Origin of the sequence: Streptomyces sp. NPDC058579 (genome assembly GCF_042718575.1) — a bacterium.
Taxonomy (GTDB): Bacteria; Actinomycetota; Actinomycetes; order Streptomycetales; family Streptomycetaceae; genus Streptomyces.
Window position 1 is genome coordinate 71,261 of the sequence record NZ_JBHXPI010000010.1, and the last position, 17,599, is coordinate 88,859.

Annotated in this window: 13 protein-coding genes; 4 read left to right on the forward strand and 9 right to left on the reverse strand. The window is 74.0% G+C overall.

The annotated features are described in order from the left end of the window. Positions 1-34 precede the first annotated feature (34 nt). Positions 35-1,603, reverse strand: coding sequence for a bifunctional phosphoribosylaminoimidazolecarboxamide formyltransferase/IMP cyclohydrolase (gene purH / locus ACFWRO_RS15480; RefSeq protein WP_384509869.1), 1,569 nt, complete (start codon positions 1,601-1,603; stop codon positions 35-37). Then, a complete protein-coding gene (gene purN / locus ACFWRO_RS15485; RefSeq protein WP_384509872.1) occupies positions 1,600-2,223 on the reverse strand; it encodes a phosphoribosylglycinamide formyltransferase in 624 nt (207 codons plus the stop codon). The genes purH and purN overlap by 4 nt, the downstream gene beginning before the upstream one ends. A 230-nt stretch (positions 2,224-2,453) precedes the next feature. Between purN and ACFWRO_RS15490 the strand changes: the two genes are divergently transcribed. Next, positions 2,454-3,188 carry a hypothetical protein gene (locus ACFWRO_RS15490; RefSeq protein WP_384509874.1) on the forward strand — a complete coding sequence of 245 codons (735 nt, stop codon included), beginning with the start codon at positions 2,454-2,456 and terminating at the stop codon, positions 3,186-3,188. A 17-nt stretch (positions 3,189-3,205) separates the two neighbouring features. Here ACFWRO_RS15490 and ACFWRO_RS15495 read toward each other — a convergent pair whose 3' ends face one another. After that, complete coding sequence (locus ACFWRO_RS15495; RefSeq protein WP_384509876.1) at positions 3,206-4,690, reverse strand: DUF6350 family protein; 1,485 nt, start codon at positions 4,688-4,690, stop codon at positions 3,206-3,208. Between the two features lie 131 nt (positions 4,691-4,821). On the opposite strand from ACFWRO_RS15495, the gene ACFWRO_RS15500 reads away from it, so the two are divergent. Then, positions 4,822-6,180, forward strand: a complete 1,359-nt coding sequence (locus tag ACFWRO_RS15500) for a sigma factor-like helix-turn-helix DNA-binding protein (RefSeq protein ID WP_384509879.1) — start codon at positions 4,822-4,824, stop codon at positions 6,178-6,180. 139 nt (positions 6,181-6,319) lie between these two features. Here the strand turns inward: ACFWRO_RS15500 and sucD are convergent, their stop codons facing one another. The 6 genes from sucD to ACFWRO_RS15530 all read right to left on the reverse strand — a co-directional run bounded on the left by sucD (position 6,320) and on the right by ACFWRO_RS15530 (position 14,275). After that, positions 6,320-7,204 (reverse strand): succinate--CoA ligase subunit alpha, encoded by an 885-nt coding sequence (gene sucD, locus ACFWRO_RS15505; protein ID WP_384509882.1) that lies wholly within the window; start codon positions 7,202-7,204, stop codon positions 6,320-6,322. Between the two features lie 20 nt (positions 7,205-7,224). After that, a complete protein-coding gene (sucC, locus tag ACFWRO_RS15510; protein WP_384509885.1) occupies positions 7,225-8,403 on the reverse strand; it encodes an ADP-forming succinate--CoA ligase subunit beta in 1,179 nt (392 codons plus the stop codon). Between the two features lie 400 nt (positions 8,404-8,803). After that, the gene (locus ACFWRO_RS15515; RefSeq protein ID WP_384509887.1) at positions 8,804-10,021 is read right to left on the reverse strand and encodes a VWA domain-containing protein; all 1,218 of its coding nucleotides are present in this window, start codon (positions 10,019-10,021) and stop codon (positions 8,804-8,806) included. After that, positions 10,018-12,396: a DUF5682 family protein gene (locus ACFWRO_RS15520; RefSeq protein ID WP_384509889.1), complete on the reverse strand. Its 2,379-nt coding sequence runs from the start codon at positions 12,394-12,396 to the stop codon at positions 10,018-10,020. Before ACFWRO_RS15520 ends, ACFWRO_RS15515 begins: the two co-directional genes overlap by 4 nt. A 113-nt stretch (positions 12,397-12,509) precedes the next feature. Continuing rightward, on the reverse strand, positions 12,510-13,712 hold the full coding sequence (locus ACFWRO_RS15525) for an AAA family ATPase (protein ID WP_384509892.1): 1,203 nt from the start codon (positions 13,710-13,712) through the stop codon (positions 12,510-12,512). A gap of 149 nt (positions 13,713-13,861) precedes the next feature. Continuing rightward, complete coding sequence (locus ACFWRO_RS15530) at positions 13,862-14,275, reverse strand: hypothetical protein (protein ID WP_384509894.1); 414 nt, start codon at positions 14,273-14,275, stop codon at positions 13,862-13,864. A gap of 168 nt (positions 14,276-14,443) precedes the next feature. Between ACFWRO_RS15530 and ACFWRO_RS15535 the strand changes: the two genes are divergently transcribed. Both ACFWRO_RS15535 and ACFWRO_RS15540 read left to right on the forward strand, forming a co-directional pair. After that, complete coding sequence (locus ACFWRO_RS15535; protein WP_384509897.1) at positions 14,444-15,835, forward strand: SWIM zinc finger family protein; 1,392 nt, start codon at positions 14,444-14,446, stop codon at positions 15,833-15,835. Between the two features lie 32 nt (positions 15,836-15,867). Beyond that, positions 15,868-17,502 (forward strand): DUF5691 domain-containing protein, encoded by a 1,635-nt coding sequence (locus tag ACFWRO_RS15540; protein WP_384509900.1) that lies wholly within the window; start codon positions 15,868-15,870, stop codon positions 17,500-17,502. Positions 17,503-17,599 lie beyond the last annotated feature (97 nt).

A 17,599-nucleotide genomic window follows, 5' to 3' on the forward strand; every position in this document is an offset into this window, starting at 1 on the left:
CCTGATGGCGTCAGTGCGTCATGGCGCCAGCGCGTCAGTGGAAGAAGTGGCGCGTGCCCGTGAGGTACATCGTCACGCCCGCCTTCTTCGCGGCCTCGATCACCTGCTCGTCGCGGACCGAGCCGCCCGGCTGCACGACCGCCTTGATGCCGGCCGACGTGAGGATCTCCAGGCCGTCCGGGAACGGGAAGAACGCGTCCGAGGCCGCGTACGCGCCGCGCACCCGCTCCTCACCGGCGCGCTCGACCGCGAGCTTCGCCGAGTCGACGCGGTTGACCTGGCCCATGCCGACGCCGACCGAGGCGCCGTCCTTCGCGAGCAGGATCGCGTTGGACTTCACGGCCCGGCAGGCCTTCCACGCGAAGGCGAGCTCGGCCAGCTCGTCGGCCGACAGGGCCTCGCCGGTCGCGAGCGTCCAGTTCGCCGGGTCGTCGCCCTCGGCCTGGAAGAGGTCGAGGTGCTGGACGACCGCGCCGCCGGAGATGGGCTTGATGTCGTCGATCATCGCGGCCGGGTAGCCGTCGACCTTCAGGACGCGGATGTTCTTCTTCCGCGCCAGGATCTCGACCGCGCCGTCCTCGAAGTCCGGGGCCGCGATGACCTCGGTGAAGATCTCCGCGACCTGCTCGGCCATCGCGACGGAGACCGGGCGGTTCACGGCGATGACGCCGCCGAACGCCGACAGCGGGTCGCAGGCGTGCGCCTTGCGGTGTGCCTCGGCGACGTCCGCGCCGAGCGCGATGCCGCACGGGTTGGCGTGCTTGATGATCGCGACACAGGGCGCGTCGTGGTCGAAGGCGGCGCGACGGGCCGCCTCGGTGTCCACGTAGTTGTTGAAGGACATCTCCTTGCCGTGCAGCTGCTCGGCGTTGGCGAGTCCGCCGGGCAGACCGTCGGTGTAGAGCGCGGCGCTCTGGTGCGGGTTCTCGCCGTAGCGCAGGGACGACTTGCGCTCCCAGGTCCTGCCGAGGAACTCCGGCAGCTCGGCGTCCTCGTCGGCCGCGTAGCTGTCGGTGAACCAGGAGGCGACCGCCACGTCGTACGCGGCCGTGTGCTGGAAGGCCTCGGCCGCCAGGCGCTTGCGGGCGGTCAGGTCGAAGCCGCCGCCCTGCGCGGCGGCGAGCACGTCGGCGTACCGCTCCGGGGAGGTGACCACGGCCACGGACGGGTGGTTCTTGGCGGCGGCGCGGACCATCGACGGGCCGCCGATGTCGATCTGCTCGACGCACTCGTCGGGGGTGGCGCCGGAGGCGACGGTCTGCTTGAACGGGTACAGGTTCACGACCACCAGGTCGAAGGGCTCGACGCCCAGCTCGGCGAGCTGGTTGCGGTGGTCCTCCAGACGCAGGTCGGCGAGGATTCCGGCGTGCACGCGCGGGTGCAGGGTCTTCACCCGGCCGTCGAGGCACTCGGGGAAGCCGGTGAGCTCCTCGACCTTGGTGACCGGGACGCCGGCCGCGGCGATCTTCGAGGCGGTGGAGCCGGTGGAGACGAGGGCGACACCCGCCTCGTGCAGGCCGCGGGCCAGCTCCTCAAGGCCGGTCTTGTCGTAGACGCTGACGAGTGCGCGGCGGATGGGGCGCTTCGTACCTTCGGCGGTCACGGGATTGTTACCTTTCGTCCCTCAATGCGGTAGCCGTGCCGGGCCAGACGCCCCACGACCTCGACGAGCAGCGAGCGCTCGACTTCCTTGATGCGCTCATGGAGAGCGGCTTCATCGTCCTCGTCCCGGACCTCGACCACGCCCTGGGCGATGATCGGGCCGGTGTCGACGCCGTCGTCGACGAAGTGGACGGTGCATCCGGTGACCTTCGCGCCGTACGCGAGTGCGTCCCGCACTCCATGGGCACCGGGAAAGCTGGGCAGCAGCGCCGGGTGGGTGTTGACGACCCGACCGCCGAAGCGGGCGAGGAACTCCTTGCCGACGATCTTCATGAAGCCGGCCGAGACGACGAGATCGGGCTCGTACGCGGCGGTGGCCTCGGCCAGGGCGCGGTCCCACTCCTCGCGGGTGTCGTGGTCCTTCACCCGGCACACGAAGGTGGGGAGCCCGGCGCGCTCGGCCCGCTCCAGACCGGCGATGCCGTCGCGGTCGGCGCCGACCGCGACGATCTGGGCGCCGTACCCCTCGGGCCCCTGGGGGTCGGCGGCGATCGCGTCGAGCAGGGCCTGGAGATTGGTGCCGGAGCCGGAGACCAGGACGACGAGGCGGGCGGCGGCCACAGGGTCACTCTTTCCGTGGTGTTTGTACGGTCGCACGAACGAATCGTGCCTCTGGATACGGGGAACCCTACGAAGGTCCCGACCGCCAGCAACGATACCGGCACACCGGAAGGCCCCCACGGGACGGGGGCGTGGCCGCGGGGTAGCGTCGGGTTCACGACAGTTGAGCCCGTAACTTGAGACGGCAGTTGAGACAGCAGTTGCGACGACAGAGGGAAGACGTTCAGCAGATGCCGGAACGCCAGTCCACGGACGACAACAACCCGTTCGCGCCGCCGCCCGAGGGGCAGCCGGACCAGCCGTGGCAGCCGCGGCGGCCGGAGGGCTCGGACGACGACGCGTCGTCAGGGCCGTCCGGACCCGCCGACGGCTCCGGCCGCTCCGGAGGCCGCTGGAGCAGCCGCCAGCCCGGCCGCTCCTCCGACGGCTTCGGCCGCCGCCCGGAGCGCCCCTCCGGCCCCGACGGGCAGGGCCAGGGTCCCGGGCCCCGGTGGGACCCGAAGGACCCGATGCAGCGGCGGGCGCGGTACTCGCTGCTCGCCGGCATGTGGGGCTTCTTCTTCGCCCTCTTCGAGATCCCGGAGCTGGCGCTGCTCCTGGGCGCCCTCGGTCTGTACTGGGCGATCAGCGCGCTGCGCGCCAAGCCGAAGGCCCAGACCCCGGCCCAGACCCCGGCGCAGGCGACAGCTTTCGAGCAGCCGAAGAGCCCGTCGGACGCCCAGCAGCCGCCCGTGCAGAAGGGAGCCCCGTCCGGCCTGGCCGCCCGTACGCAGCGCACGGCTGCGGTGAGCGGTCTGATCGCGGCGGCGCTGGCCCTGCTGATCGTCGCGGGAAGCTTCACGCTCCAGCTCGTCTACCGCGACTTCTACACCTGCGCCGACGACGCCCTGACCAAGTCGGGCCAGCTGGCCTGCAACGACCTGCTGCCCAAGCCGCTGCGGGACGTCATCGGCGTGCGGGAGTAGCGGAGCAGTACCGCCGGCTAGTCCTCGCCGTCCTTCGCCGGAGCATCGAAAGCCACCGGCGGAGGCGGAAGGGCCGGTTCCCAGGCCGCCGGGAGGAAGTCGTACGACTCGGATCCGGTGTCGTCGAACGTGTCGTCGTCCTCGTGCTCGCCCTCGGCCACGATGACGGGAATCGGTACGGGGACGGCTTGGACCGCCGGGACGGCCCGGACCGCCTGGACCGCCTGGACCGCCGACAGCGGCTCCGCCCGCCACTGCCCGTCCGCCCGCCACTGACCCGCCGCCCGATCCGGCGCCGGTTCCGTGCCGCGCAGGCCCCAGGCCCGTACGCCCAGCGCCACCGGCACCCCGACCGCCGCGCACCACAGCACCGCCGCCGCCCCGGTCTGCCACCACACCGGGCCGAACGCCGCGAGCCGGCCCGCGCCGAGGGGCCCTCCGGCGGCCCCCGCGAGGAGGGCCGTCGCCGCCCCGCACACCCAGGCGCCGATCAGGGCCGTCAGCGCCGCCTCCCGGGCCGTCCAGGCCCGCGCCGACCGGCCCACGCCCGCGCCGAGGACCACGGAGGCCACGAGCGGGACCGTCACGGCGGCCCAGTGGGCCCAGCCGCCCGGTCCCGCGCCCGGCAGCGCGGCCAGGAGCGGGAAGGGCGGGACGGCCGTCGCGCCGGTGAGCCCCAGCGGGGTCGCCGAGGCTCCCGTACCGAGCGCGAAGCCGGGTCCGAGGCCGTACGAGGCCCCCCACACCGCCGCGTTCGGCACCAGCGCGACGGCCAGGAGCAGCACCGACGCCCGCCCCGACCACTCCCCCGCGAGCCCGGCGAAGGACTCCTGCGCGGCGGCCGCGTGCCAGACCAGCGAGGTCCCGAACACCGCCGCCCCGCCGGCCGGCAGGACCACGAGCGCGGGCGCCACCGAGCGCAGGGCCACGGCCGCGTGTTCCTGGCGCGGGAGGGGCCGTCCGGCCGCCGTCCACGCGCCGAGGCCCGCGAAGGCGGCCACCGTCAAGGGCAGCCACAGGCCGGCGCTGAACAGGTCGGCGGGGAGCGAACCGCTCACCGAGTAGAGCACCACACCGGCCGCGACCAGCAGATACCCGGCGCACACGGCCGTCACGGCCGCCACTCCTGCCGCCCGCTCCTCCGCGTACGGCTCCAGGGTGCCCCGCGCGATCCGGTGCACGAGCCAGGCCGGCAGCGCCATGAGCAGCAGCGGGGTGATCCCGAGCGGCGCCGGCAGGCCCGAGACGGTGTCCGTGCGGATCAGGTCCACGCCGTGGGCGAGCAGCCACAGCCCGGCGGCCGTGTGCAGGGCCTCGCCCGGACCGCTGTCGGGGTACGGCGAGCTGATCCACGCCGCCGTCACCAGGACCGCGAGCGCCCCGAGCCCGAGCCCCGCCGCGACCCCGCCGCGCACGAACGCGGTCGCGAGGGCGGCGGACCGGCCGCCCTGGACCAGTGGTTCGGCCGACAGCGAGGGGGTGTGCTCGGTCAGGTGGGTCACGCGCCCATGCTCCCAACGACACGCGCTTTTCTCGCGTAACAGGCAAAACGCCGTTGTGTCGCTCAAGATACGTTTATGTACTTTTCCGCCCGGAACGCCCTTGCGGGAGGTCGTCGCCGATGAACCGGAGCATGCCCTCCCCCAAGGAGCGGCGCAGACTGCGCGAGGCCAGGGGATTGACCGAGGACCAGGTCGCGGAGGCCATGGGAGTCACGCGGGCCACGGTCCGGTCCTGGGAGACCGGCCGCACCACACCACGGGGGCGGAAGCAGGAGGCGTACGCGAAGCTGATCGGCGCGTACGAGGACCAGGGCGCCCCCGCCCCGACTCCCGCGCCCCCCGCCGAGCCGCCCACACCCTCCGAGCCGCCCACCCGGGTGGCCGAGCCCCCGAAGTACGTGGCCAAGCCCGTCACGGCCGCCACGGCCGGCGCGGCACCCACCGCGAACACCCGCCCGAGGGCCGCGGCCAAGCGCGCCGCGAAGCCGCCCAAGACCCCGGCGGCGGCCGCCCTCGGCCCGAGTGCCGGTCAGAAGGCCCCCCGCGCCGTCCGGGCGGGCTGGGCGGTAGCCCAGCAGCCCCTGGAGAAGCTGAAACCGGTCGAACCCATGCCCCCTGCGGAAACCCCTGCCCCCGCGGCCCCCACCGAGCCCCCGGCCCTCGTGGCCCCCGAAGCCCCCGTCGAGCCTTCGCTCACCCCGGAAGAGGCCTTCGACGCCCTCTACGCGCACGCCGCGCCCGGGCTCGTCCACCAGACGTACCTGCTCACCGGCCGCCGCCGGCTCTCCCGGGAGGCCGTGGAGCACGCCTTCCTGCACGCCTGGCAGCACTGGCCCGAGGTCGCGGTCGACCGGGACCCGGTGGGCTGGGTGCGGGCGGCGGCGTACGAGTACGCGCTCTCCCCCTGGCACCGGCTGCGCCGCGGCCACAAGCACCCGGACGCCCCGCCCACCGAGGCCGGGCGGCGGGACCTGCTCGCGGCGCTGCTCGAACTGCCGCCACCGTACCGCCGTACCGTCCTGCTCTACGACGGGCTCGGCCTCGACCTGCCCGACACGGCCGCCGAGACCGAGGCGAGCACCCCCGCCGCCGCCAACCGCCTGCTGCACGCCCGTACCGTCATCGGGGAGCGCGTGCCCGAGCTGGCCGACCCCGACGCGCTCCACCGGCGCCTCGGCGCGCTGGTCGAGGAGGCGCCGACGACGACGCTCGCGGAGGCCCGGAGCGTACGGACGGGCAGCGAGCGGCAGGCGCGGATGTGGACGCGCGCGGTGCTCGCCGTGACGGCGGCGCTCATCGGCGTCACGGCCTTCACGGCCGCGACCGCGCCGACGCGCTACCTGCCGGTCAACCACCCCGGCGAGACGGTGAACGGCGTTCCGGTGCGCGGTGGCTCGCAGAAGCTCACCCCGGAGGACGTGGAGCTGCGCGACAGCCTCCGCTCCCGGCCCCACCACGGCCCGGAGCGGCTCATCCCCGACACGCAGTAGCGCGGGCGTACGCGTACGCGAGTGGGCCCCGCCCCCGCCCGGTTTCCCGGGAGGGGCGGGGCCCACCTGTGCGGTTCAGACGCTGCTCGGCCGCTTCGGCCGCTCAGTTGCTCAGCCGCTCAGTCGCTGCTCAGCCGATTCAGCCCGCGAGGATGGCGCGCGCCAGCTTGGCGGTCTCGGTCGGCGTCTTGCCGACCTTGACGCCGGCGGCCTCGAGGGCCTCCTTCTTCGCCTGGGCGGTGCCGGAGGAGCCGGAGACGATGGCGCCGGCGTGGCCCATGGTCTTGCCCTCGGGCGCGGTGAAGCCCGCGACGTAGCCGACGACCGGCTTGGTGACGTTCTTCGCGATGAAGTCCGCCGCACGCTCCTCGGCGTCGCCGCCGATCTCGCCGATCATGACGATCAGGTCGGTGTCGGGGTCGGCCTCGAACGCCGCGAGGGCGTCGATGTGCGTGGTGCCGATGACCGGGTCGCCACCGATGCCGACGGCGGACGAGAAGCCGATGTCACGGAGCTCGTACATCATCTGGTACGTCAGCGTGCCGGACTTCGAGACCAGGCCGATGCGGCCCGGCTTCGTGATGTCGCCCGGGATGATGCCGGCGTTGGACTGGCCCGGGGTGATGAGACCGGGGCAGTTCGGGCCGATGATGCGGGTCTTGTTGCCCTTCGACTGCGCGTACGCCCAGAAGGCGGCGGAGTCGTGGACGGCGATGCCCTCGGTGATGACGACGGCCAGCGGGATCTCGGCGTCGATCGCCTCGACCACGGCGGCCTTGGCGAAGGCCGGCGGGACGAAGAGGACGGAGACGTTGGCGCCCGTCTTCTCCATCGCCTCGGCGACGGAGCCGAAGACCGGGACCTCGGTGCCGTCGAAGTCGACGGTCGTGCCGGCCTTGCGGGGGTTCACGCCACCGACGATGTTGGTGCCGTCGGCCAGCATGAGCTTGGTGTGCTTCATGCCCGTGGCACCGGTCATGCCCTGGACGATGACCTTGCTGTCCTTGGTGAGGAAGATAGCCATGGTGTGCTTGACCTCGTCCCTTACTTCGCAGCCGCGAGCTCGGCGGCCTTGTCGGCCGCGCCGTCCATGGTGTCCACGCGCTGCACGAGCGGGTGGTTCGCGTCCGACAGGATCTTGCGACCCAGCTCCGCGTTGTTGCCGTCGAGGCGCACGACCAGCGGCTTGGTGACCTCTTCGCCCTTGGAGGCGAGGAGCTCCAGGGCCTGGACGATGCCGTTGGCGACCTCGTCACAGGCGGTGATGCCACCGAAGACGTTGACGAACACGGACTTGACGTCCGGGTCGCCCAGGATGATCTCCAGGCCGTTCGCCATGACCTCGGCGGAGGCGCCGCCGCCGATGTCGAGGAAGTTGGCCGGCTTCACGCCGCCGTGGTTCTCACCGGCGTACGCGACGACGTCCAGGGTCGACATGACCAGGCCGGCGCCGTTGCCGATGATGCCGACCTCGCCGTCCAGCTTGACGTAGTTGAGGTTCTTGGCCTTGGCAGCAGCCTCGAGCGGGTTGGCTGCGGCCTTGTCCTCGAGCGCCTCGTGCTCGGGCTGACGGAAGTCGGCGTTCTCGTCGAGAGACACCTTGCCGTCCAGGGCCAGGATGCGGCCGTCCTTGGTCTTCACCAGCGGGTTCACCTCGACGAGGAGCGCGTCCTCGGCGACGAAGGTGTCCCACAGGGTCACCAGGGCCTCGGCGACACCCTCGGCCACGTCGGCCGGGAACTTCGCCAGGGCCACGATCTCGCGGGCCTTCTCGATGCTCACGCCGTCGACGGCGTTGACCGGGACCTTCGCGAGGGCCTCGGGGGTCTTCTCCGCGACCTCCTCGATGTCCATGCCGCCCTGCACCGACGCCATCGCGAGGAAGGTGCGGTTGGTGCGGTCGAGGAGGTACGAGACGTAGTACTCCGCCTCGATCTCCGGGGACAGCTCGGCGATCATCACCTTGTGGACCGTGTGGCCCTTGATGTCCATCCCGAGGATGTCCGTCGCGCGGGCGACGGCCTCGTCCGGGTCGGCCGCCAGCTTGACGCCGCCGGCCTTGCCGCGGCCGCCGACCTTCACCTGGGCCTTGACGACGGACTTGCCGCCGAGGCGCTCGGTCGCGGCGCGCGCGGCCTCAGGCGTGTCGATGACTTCACCGGCCAGCACCGGTACTCCGTGCTTGGCGAAGAGGTCCCTCGCCTGGTACTCGAACAGGTCCACGCGCGTCCGTCCCTTTTCTGATGATCGCGGTTCGTTTTCTGCGTGGGCGTGCCGCGAAGGGCAACGTGACTGCGCTGTCACAAGGGAGGCGTACACGGTGTCCGTGGACGCGGCATGTCCGTCCCGCAGGTTATCCCCGCAGGACGTTGGTCCCTAAATCGCAGGTCACACCGGAGCGGTGATACGGGTCACAGATCGTAGGGGTGCCGGGGCGGTCCGTGGACGGGCGGGGCGGTGACCTCGGCGCACTCGACACAGGTGGGAACTGGGCTCTGACTGCCTCACGACCCGCCCGGCCCTGGAGTGAGGGCCCGGACGGCCGTGCTGTGATATGGGCCTCAGTCCGCCCGGACGCGTCCGCCCGGGTGGTGCCGGGGCTACGGATTCCTCACCCACGGGGCTACGGATTCCGCAGCCCCTGGGCCGTGTCCGGCACGGGGAGCGGGCGCTTCTCGATCGCCGCCGCCATCACCTCGGGGAAGAGGTCGGGGGTGCAGGCGAAGGCCGGCGCGCCGAGCGCCGCGAGGGCGGCGGCGTGCTCGCGGTCGTAGGCGGGGGCGCCCTCGTCGGAGAGCGCGAGCAGGGCGACGAACTGCACCCCGGAGGCCTTCATCGCGGCGACCCGCTTCAGCATCTCGTCGCGTATGCCCCCTTCGTAGAGGTCGCTGATGAGGACGACGACGGTGTCGGCCGGGCGGGTGATCTTGGACTGGCAGTAGGCGAGGGCGCGGTTGATGTCGGTGCCGCCGCCGAGCTGGGTGCCGAAGAGGACGTCGACCGGGTCGTCGAGCTGGTCCGTCAGGTCGACGACGGCCGTGTCGAAGACGACGAGCCGGGTCGCGATCGCCCGCATGGAGGCGAGGACCGCGCCGAACACGGAGGCGTAGACGACGGAGGCGGCCATGGAGCCGGACTGGTCGATGCAGAGGACGACGTCCTTCTTGACCGACTGGGCGGCGCGGCCGTAGCCGATGAGGCGCTCGGGGACGACCGTGCGGTACTCGGGCAGGTAGTTCTTGAGGTTGGCGCGGATCGTCCGGTCCCAGTCGATTTCCCGGTGGCGTGGCCGGCTGATCCGGGCGGAGCGGTCGAGCGCGCCGGTGAGCGTGGCCCGGGTGCGGGTGGCGAGGCGCTTCTCCAGGTCGTCGACGACCTTGCGGACGACCGCGCGGGCCGTCTCCTTGGTCGTCTCGGGCATCACCTTGTTGAGGGAGAGGAGGGTGCCGACGAGATGGACGTCGGCCTCGACGGCCTCCAGCATCTCGGGCTCCAGGAGGAGGGTGGAGAGCCCGAGGCGGTCGATGGCGTCGCGCTGCATGACCTGGACGACGGAGCTGGGGAAGTACGTCCTGATGTCGCCGAGCCAGCGGGCGACGGAGGGCGCGGAGGCGCCGAGTCCCGCGGACCTGTCGCGCCCGGCGGTGCGCTTGTCGCCCCGCCCGTCGCTCCGTCCGTAGAGCGCGCTCAGGGCCCCGTCCATGGCGGCGTCCGTGCCGGTGAGGGCGCAGCCGGTGCCGTCGGCATCGCCGCCGCCGAGCACCATGCGCCAGCGGCGCAGCCGTTCGTCGTGCCCGGCTCCGGCCGCGGCCACGGCCGTACTGTCGGTCGTCGCGGTCATCGGTCCACCCCCACGAGGTCGGTCTGTCCCAGGATCAGGTCGAGCACGGGCAGGACTCCGTCGGCCCGCTCCTCGTCGAGCGTGGTGCCGAAGCCGGGTACGACGGCGTCCGTACGGTTCGCGGCGGAGGCGGACGGGCCGCGGGCGACCAGTTCGCCCAGGGTGCGGCGCACCCCTGGTTCGTACGCAGAGAACGTGCGGCGCAGCAGGGGCAGGACGTCGGTGAACGCGTCCGCCGTCACGCCGGTCAGCCAGGAGTCGACGAGGGCGAGCAGCCGTTCGTCGTGAACGAGGAGCATGCCTCCTCCGGAGGCGCCGCCGACGAAGCCCTCGATCCAGGCGGCGGCGTCGGCGGGCGGGGTGCCGGGCGAGAGGGCGAGGCCCATGAGCCGCGCGGCCTCCTCCTCGTCGAGCCCGCCCTCGTCCAGGAGGAGTCGGGCGGCCCGGCCCCGGATGGTGCCGGGCACGCTGTCGCGGGCGGCGAGCCCGCGCAGGACGCCGGTCCACCGGGCGGTGGTCCCTGCGCTGTCGGGGAGCAGGGGGAGCGCGCCGTGGACGGCGTCGAGGTGGCCGCGCATCTCTGCGGCGGCGTCGGTGTCGAGGCCGGTGCAGGCGGGCGGCAGGCCGACGCAGATCCGCTCGGCGAGCCCGGCCGCGACCTCACCGAGCGCGGCGGTGTCGGTGGCCCGGACGTCGCCGTAGCGCAGGGAGCGGGCCAGCGCGGGCAGGGCCTGGGCGAGGTGGGCCACGTCGGTGTCGAGCGCGGCGCGGTCGGCGAGGGCGGTCATGACGACGGGGAGGGCGGCGCCGAGTCCGGCGAGCAGGCACTGCTCGGCGAGCGCGGTGACGTCGGCGAGCGCGGTCGCCTCCTGGGCGCGGGCCTCGGCCTTGGCGACGGCGGCGGAGCCGACGGTGGTGCCCCAGACGCCGGCTTCGGCGACCCGGACGTGGAGTTCGGGCTGCCAGCGCAGCCGCCAGGTCTCACGGAAGGTGCCGGTGCTGCCGCGCCCGGCGACGGGCGTGCCCCACTCGACGGAGAGCAGCCGCAGGCGGTGCAGGAGCCGGCTGCGGGCGGCGTCGTTCTCCTTACGCAGGTCGAGTTCGAGCTCCCGCTCCTGCGCCTCCTGCTTGAGCCGCAGGCTCTTCTGGAGCCGGGCGAGGTCGTGCTGGAGGGGCACGGCGGGGGCGTCGTCGGGGACCTCGCCGAGGACGTCGCCGACGACGAGGCGGTCGCGCACGAGGTCGAGCGGGACGTCGGAGCCGTCGCACATCACGGCGCGGACGGCGTCGGTGGTCTCGCCGAGCCCGGCGAGGGGCCGGCCGCGCATCGCCGCGAGAGTCTCGGCGAGCCGGACGGCCTCGATGACGTGGGCGGAGGAGACGAAGGTGTCCTCGGCCCTGAGGAGGCCGGCGACCTTGGTCATCCAGCGCTCGATCGGGCGGTCGGGGGCGGCGAAGAGGTGTCCGTACCAGCCGGGGGCGTCGATACCGGCGCCGTAGCCGGAGCGGCGGGCGAGGCGGCGGTGGGTCCAGGGCACCCACGTCATCTCGGTCTTCACCTTGGGCAGGCCCTTGAGGAGGGCGCGGTCGGCGGTGGCGGTCGTGGCGAGGGTCAGCGCGGGCACGTGCCAGGCACCGCAGACGACGGCCACCTCGTCACCGAACTCCTTGCGTGCAGTACGGAGTTGGAGCCGCATGTACGCCTCGCGGACCAGGTCGCGGGCGTGGCCGCCGTGGCCGTGCGTCTCGCGCAGGGCGCTCATGGCGTCGGCGAGCGCCTCGAAGGGGGCGAGGGGGTCGGCGGCGCCGCGCAGCTCGACCGCGTCCTCCCACCAGCGCTCGGGGTCGTCGTACCCGGCGGCCCGGGCGAGCTCGGCGATCGGGTCGATGCGCAGGCCCTCGTCGGCCTCGGCCTCGTCCCCCTCGCCGTCGCCCCAGGTGGGGTCGGTGGCGGCGAGGGTGTGGGCGGCGGGCAGGTCGATGAACCGGACGGCGACGCCGTGGGCGAGGGCCCAGCGGATCGCCACCCACTCGGGCGAGAACTCGGCGAAGGGCCAGAACGCGGCGCGCCCGGGGTCGTCCACGGCGTGGCCGAGCAGCGCGACCGGCGGCCGCATCGCGTCGTCCCCGGCGAGCGCGAGGAGGGCGTCGGCCTCCGGTGGCCCCTCGATCAGCACGACCGCCGGCTGCCGCGCCTCAAGCGCCCCCCGCACGGCCCGCGCGGACCCGGGCCCGTGGTGCCGCACGCCGAGGAACAGCGGCCCGGAGGCCCGGCGGGCGGGCGCGGCGGCGCCGGCTGGCGCGGCAGCGGAAGGCGTCGCTCCGGCAGGCGCCACCGCCGTCGTGGGCGCGGGCGCGGGCGCGGGCGTGGTCATGGGGGCGGGCGTGGTCGTGGGTGCGCCGACCTCCTGAGGCGCCACCCCCGTATCGGCCCCTTGAGGTGTCGTCACCCTCACCGACGTGCCCGCCGCCTGAGGCGCCACCGCTGTCATGCGCTCACCTCGCGGCAAGCGCGGTAGAAGTCCTTCCAGCCGTCTCTTTCCCGGACGACCGTCTCCAGGTACTCCTGCCAGATGACGCGGTCCGCCGCCGGGTCGCGGACGACCGCGCCGAGGATGCCGGCGGCGACGTCGGCGGGGCGCAGGATGCCGTCGCCGAAGTGGGCGGAGAGCGCCAGGCCGCCGGTGACGACGGAGATCGCCTCGGCCGTGGAGAGCGTCCCCGAAGGGGACTTGAGCTTCGTGCGGCCGTCCGCGGTCACCCCGTCGCGCAGCTCGCGGAAGACGGTGACGACCCGTCGGATCTCCTCGACCCCCTCCGGCACGGCCGGGAGGTCGAGCGAGCGGCCGATCTGGTCGACGCGGCGCGCGACGATGTCGACCTCCGCCTCCGGGGTCGCGGGCAGCGGCAGCACGACCGTGTTGAAGCGGCGCCGCAGCGCGCTGGAGAGGTCGTTGACCCCCCGGTCGCGGTCGTTGGCGGTGGCGATCAGATTGAAGCCCCGTACCGCCTGGACCTCCTGCCCGAGCTCCGGGATCGGCAGGGTCTTCTCGGACAGGATCGTGATGAGCGTGTCCTGCACGTCGGCCGGGATGCGGGTGAGCTCCTCGACGCGGGCGGTCAGCCCCTCGGACATGGCGCGCATGACGGGGCTGGGCACGAGCGCGTCCCGGCTGGGGCCGTGGGCGAGCAGCTTGGCGTAGTTCCAGCCGTACCGGATCGCCTCCTCCGGTGTCCCGGCCGTGCCCTGCACGAGCAGGGTCGAGTCTCCGCTGACGGCGGCGGCGAGGTGCTCGGACACCCAGGTCTTGGCGGTGCCGGGGACGCCGAGCAGCAGCAGGGCCCGGTCGGTGGCGAGTGTGGTGACGGCGACCTCGACGATCCGGCGCGGCCCGACGTACTTCGGTGTGATCACCGTGCCGTCGGGGAGCGTCCCGCCGAGGAGGTAGGTGGCGACGGCCCACGGCGACAGCCGCCAACGGGCGGGCCGCGGCCGGTCGTCGGCGGCGGCGAGCGCCTTGAGCTCGTCCGCGAAGGCGTGTTCGGCGTGCGGCCGCAGGGCCTCGGAGCCGAGGTCCGGGCCGCTCGGCGCGGCCGGGGCGGGCAGCGTCGCGGCGCCCGTCCCCGCGTCGGTTCCGGTGTCGGTTCCGGCACCGGGGACGGTGCTCGCGATGGTTTCTGACACGGTCATGGATCCCCCTCCAGATCGTTCGACCTGATGTGGGATCCACCGTGCACCATGCCACTGACAGTCGGTCGTCACCGCAGGTCAGCGGCGAACTCCAGTGGCGCGTACGGGTGTCAGCCGGCGGTCTCCTGCCGGCCGACGATCTCCGGGTGTCAGCCGGCGATCGGGGAGACCGCGACGCAGCCGCCGGCCATCGCGTCCTGGCCCTTCGCCTCCTTGATGACCTTGCCGTCGTGGATGACCTTGCAGGTGAGGTCGGCCGGGTCGAGCGCCATCGGCATGACGGCCGGGGGCATGATCCCCTTCAGCGTCACCGTCTTCTTCCACGGCGTGGTCGGCTTCGTCTCCGTCTCCAGCTTCGGCTCCATGGCCGTACCGCTGCCGCCGTGGAACTGGATCGACTCGATGCCCTTGCCGGTGACTTCGTACGTGACCTCGTAGGTCTCGTTCACGGCCTTGTCGACCTGGTCGGCGGCCTTGTCCGCGGCCGCGGAGCAGGCGCCGAGGCCGAACGCCAGGCCGGTGACGGCGAGCGTCGCGACGGCGGTGCGGATGGTGCGCTTCATGGCGGGTCCCCCAGTGGAGTCGGTGATCGGACCCTCGGCAGACAATCGTAAAGAGCAGGCAAAGTCAAATACCCTCGCGCCACTGCCTCCCGGCCCGAAATGAGCCGTGCCAGGCCAGGAAACAGCAGGTCAGCTCCGTTGTCAGTGGCGCCCCCTACCGTCGAGGGCATGGACACACTGGGGGTGCGCTGGACGGCGGATCAGGTGCTGGCACTGGCTCCTGACGACGCCTCGCGCAAGGCGGGAAGCAAGCTCGGCACGGCCGGGCCGTGGTCCGGTACGGGCACCGGCGGCGAGGGGGCCGTCTGGGGGCTGTGCCGGGGCAGCGGCAGCAAGCCGTACCGCACGGTCGTCGACACCACGGGCCCGGCGTACTCATGCAGTTGCCCCAGCCGGAAGTTCCCGTGCAAGCACGCGCTGGGGCTCCTGCTGCTCTGGGCCGGGGACGCGGAGGCCTTCGCCGCCGGCGCCGAGGTCCCCGACTGGGCGGCTACCTGGCTGACCGGCCGACGCGAGCGTGCCGCTGCCCGCACGCGCGGTGCGGAGGGGACGGGACCGGCCGCCACCGCCGATCCCGAGGCCGCCCGGCGCAGGGCGGAGCGGCGCGCGGCCCGGATCACCTCGGGCGCCGAGGAGTTGGAACAGCGCCTGGCCGACCTGCTGCGCGGCGGCCTGGCCTCGGCGGAGCAGGCCGGGTACGCCCTGTGGGAGGAGACGGCGGCCCGGATGGTCGACGCCCAGGCGCCGGGGCTCGCCGGCCGGGTCAGGGAGTTGGGGGCGATACCGGGCTCGGGGCCCGGCTGGCCGGTCCGGCTCCTGGAGGAGTGCGCGCTGACCCATCTCCTCGACCGGGCCTGGCTCTCCGTCGACCGGCTCCCGGACCCGCTGGCGGCGACCGTACGGACCCGGGTGGGTCTGACGGCTCCCGCCGAGGGCCCCTCGGTGCGGGACCACTGGCTGGTTCTCGCCCAGTACGACACGGGGGACGGCAAGTTGACGACCCGCCGCATCTGGCTGCACGGCCGGACGACCGGGCGCACGGCGCTGCTCCTCTCCTTCGGGGCGGCCGGGCGGGCGCCCGAACTGGCCCTGCCGGTGGGTGTGGTCGTCGACGCCGCGCTCGTCCTCCACGCGGGTGCGGGGGCGCTCCGCGCGGAGCTTGGCGAGCAGTTCGGCGCCCCTGCCCCGCTCGAAGCCCCGCCCCGGGGCGGCACGGTCGGCGACGCGCTCACGGCCTACGGGCTCGCGCTGCGCGATGACCCCTGGCTGGACTCCTGGCCGGTGACGCTCACCGACGTCGTCCCCATACCTACGGAGCACGGCTGGCAGCTCGCCGACGCGGCGCCCGGTCCGGACACCCCGGACGCAGCCCCGGGCTCCGCCCCTGGGGAGGCGGTGCCGCTGAGCGGTGCCGCGCTCGGACGGCCCGGCCTGTGGCGGCTCGCCGCGCTCTCCGGGGGCGGCCCGGTGACCGTCTTCGGGGAGTGCGGGCACCGCGGATTCACCCCGCTCGCCGCCTGGTCGGCCGACGCCCCGGGCGAGACGGTCCCGCTCCACTGAACCTCGATCGGCACGACGGCCTGGAGGCCTCCATGGACGCCTGGGAAGAACTCGTCACTTCGGCGCTGCTCGGCACGGACCGTCGTGCGCCGACGCTCCCCGCGCGCGCCGCCACGCGCGCTGCACGCTCCGCGCTCTCCGACGCGGGCGCGGGCAACGCGCCCGTAGCCCTGCTCGACGCCGCCGCGCTGCACACCGTACGGAGAAGGGCGGGCCTGCGGCCCGGGCCCTCGGCCCCGGCGCCCGAGCCAGCTCCGCACGACCACCGCAGACCGCTGCCCGAGGCCGCCCGCCGTCGGCTCGGCCTGCTCCTCGCGGGCCGGGCCGCCCCCGCCCCGTCCGGCGGCCGGCGCGGGGCCGCGCCCGACCTCGCCGAGCTGCTCCCCCAGTGGCTCGCCGCCGCCAACGAACACGGCTACCGGGCACCGGCGTCCACGCTGCCCGCCCTCCTCGACGCCGCCCGCGCCCGGACGGACCTGCGCCCCCAGGCGCTCGCCCTCGCCGGGCCGCGCGGCCTGTGGCTGGCCGGGCTCAACCCGGACTGGAAGTTCGCCCTGCGCGGCGCGGCGAGCGGCGCCACGCTCCCCGACGCCGGGGACGGCGAGGCGGTCAAGACCCTGTGGGACGAGGGCCTGTTCGCCGAGCGGGTCGCGCTGATCACGGCCGTACGGACCGAGGACCCGGCGGCCGCGCTGGCTCTGCTCCGTTCGACCTGGGCGGCGGAGCGCGCCGAGGACCGGCTGATGTTCCTGGACTCGCTGCGGGCCGGACTCTCGGGCGCGGACGAGGAGTTCCTGGAGGAGGCTCTGTCCGACCGGAGCCGTAACGTCCGCTCGACCGCCGCCGAACTGCTCTCCGCCCTGCCCGGATCGGCGCTCGCCGACCGGATGGCGGACCGGGCGACGTCCTGTGTCTCCCTCGACCGTACGGAAGGGGGTGCGACGATCGTGGTCGAGGCGCCGCACGAGTGCGATGCCGGGATGCAGCGGGACGGCGTCGTCGCCACCCCGCCGACGGGCCGGGGCGAGCGGTCCTGGTGGCTGGGCAAGCTCGTCGACTCGGCGCCGCTGTCGTGCTGGCAGGCGCGGTTCGGTGGACGCTCGGCCGACGAGATCGTGGCGCTGCCGGTCGCGGACGACTGGGCGGGCGAGCTGCACGCGGCGTGGTGCCGTGCGGCGGTCCGCCAGCGGGACGGCGACTGGTCACGGGCGCTGCTCGGCTCCCCGGCGACCCCGCCGGCGACCGGCCCGGGCACGTCGTCCCTGGCCGAGCGGGCGCAGCTGCTGTCGACGCTCCCGGACGCGGAGCGGGCCCGCTGGGTCGCCTCGTTCATCGCGGCGCACGGCCTGTCGGAGGCCTTCCAGCTCCTCGGTGTCTGCACGGTGCCCTGGTCGGAGCCGCTGGGCGGGGCGGTGATCGACGCCCTCGACATCGCCCGCGACGCGGGCAGCTACCCCTGGAGCTTCAGCGGCGTGATGGGCCTCGCTGAGCGCTGCCTCTCCCCGGAGGCCGCCCCGCAACTGGAGTCCCTGACCGCACTCACCGCGGAACCGGAGGACGCGTCCCCGGGAGCCGGAGGCTACTGGTCGGAGGCGTTCCAGCGCCTGGTCTCCACGTTGCGCCTGAGGTCCCAGATGCAGACGGAGCTGACACCCCCGCCGGACTGACGGGCCCCAGCCACAAGCGTCGGGGCGGGCGCCATCGCGGCGGCGCCCGGCTCGACACATGTGGAGGCGGCCGGTCGAGAACGGTTACGCGGAGTTA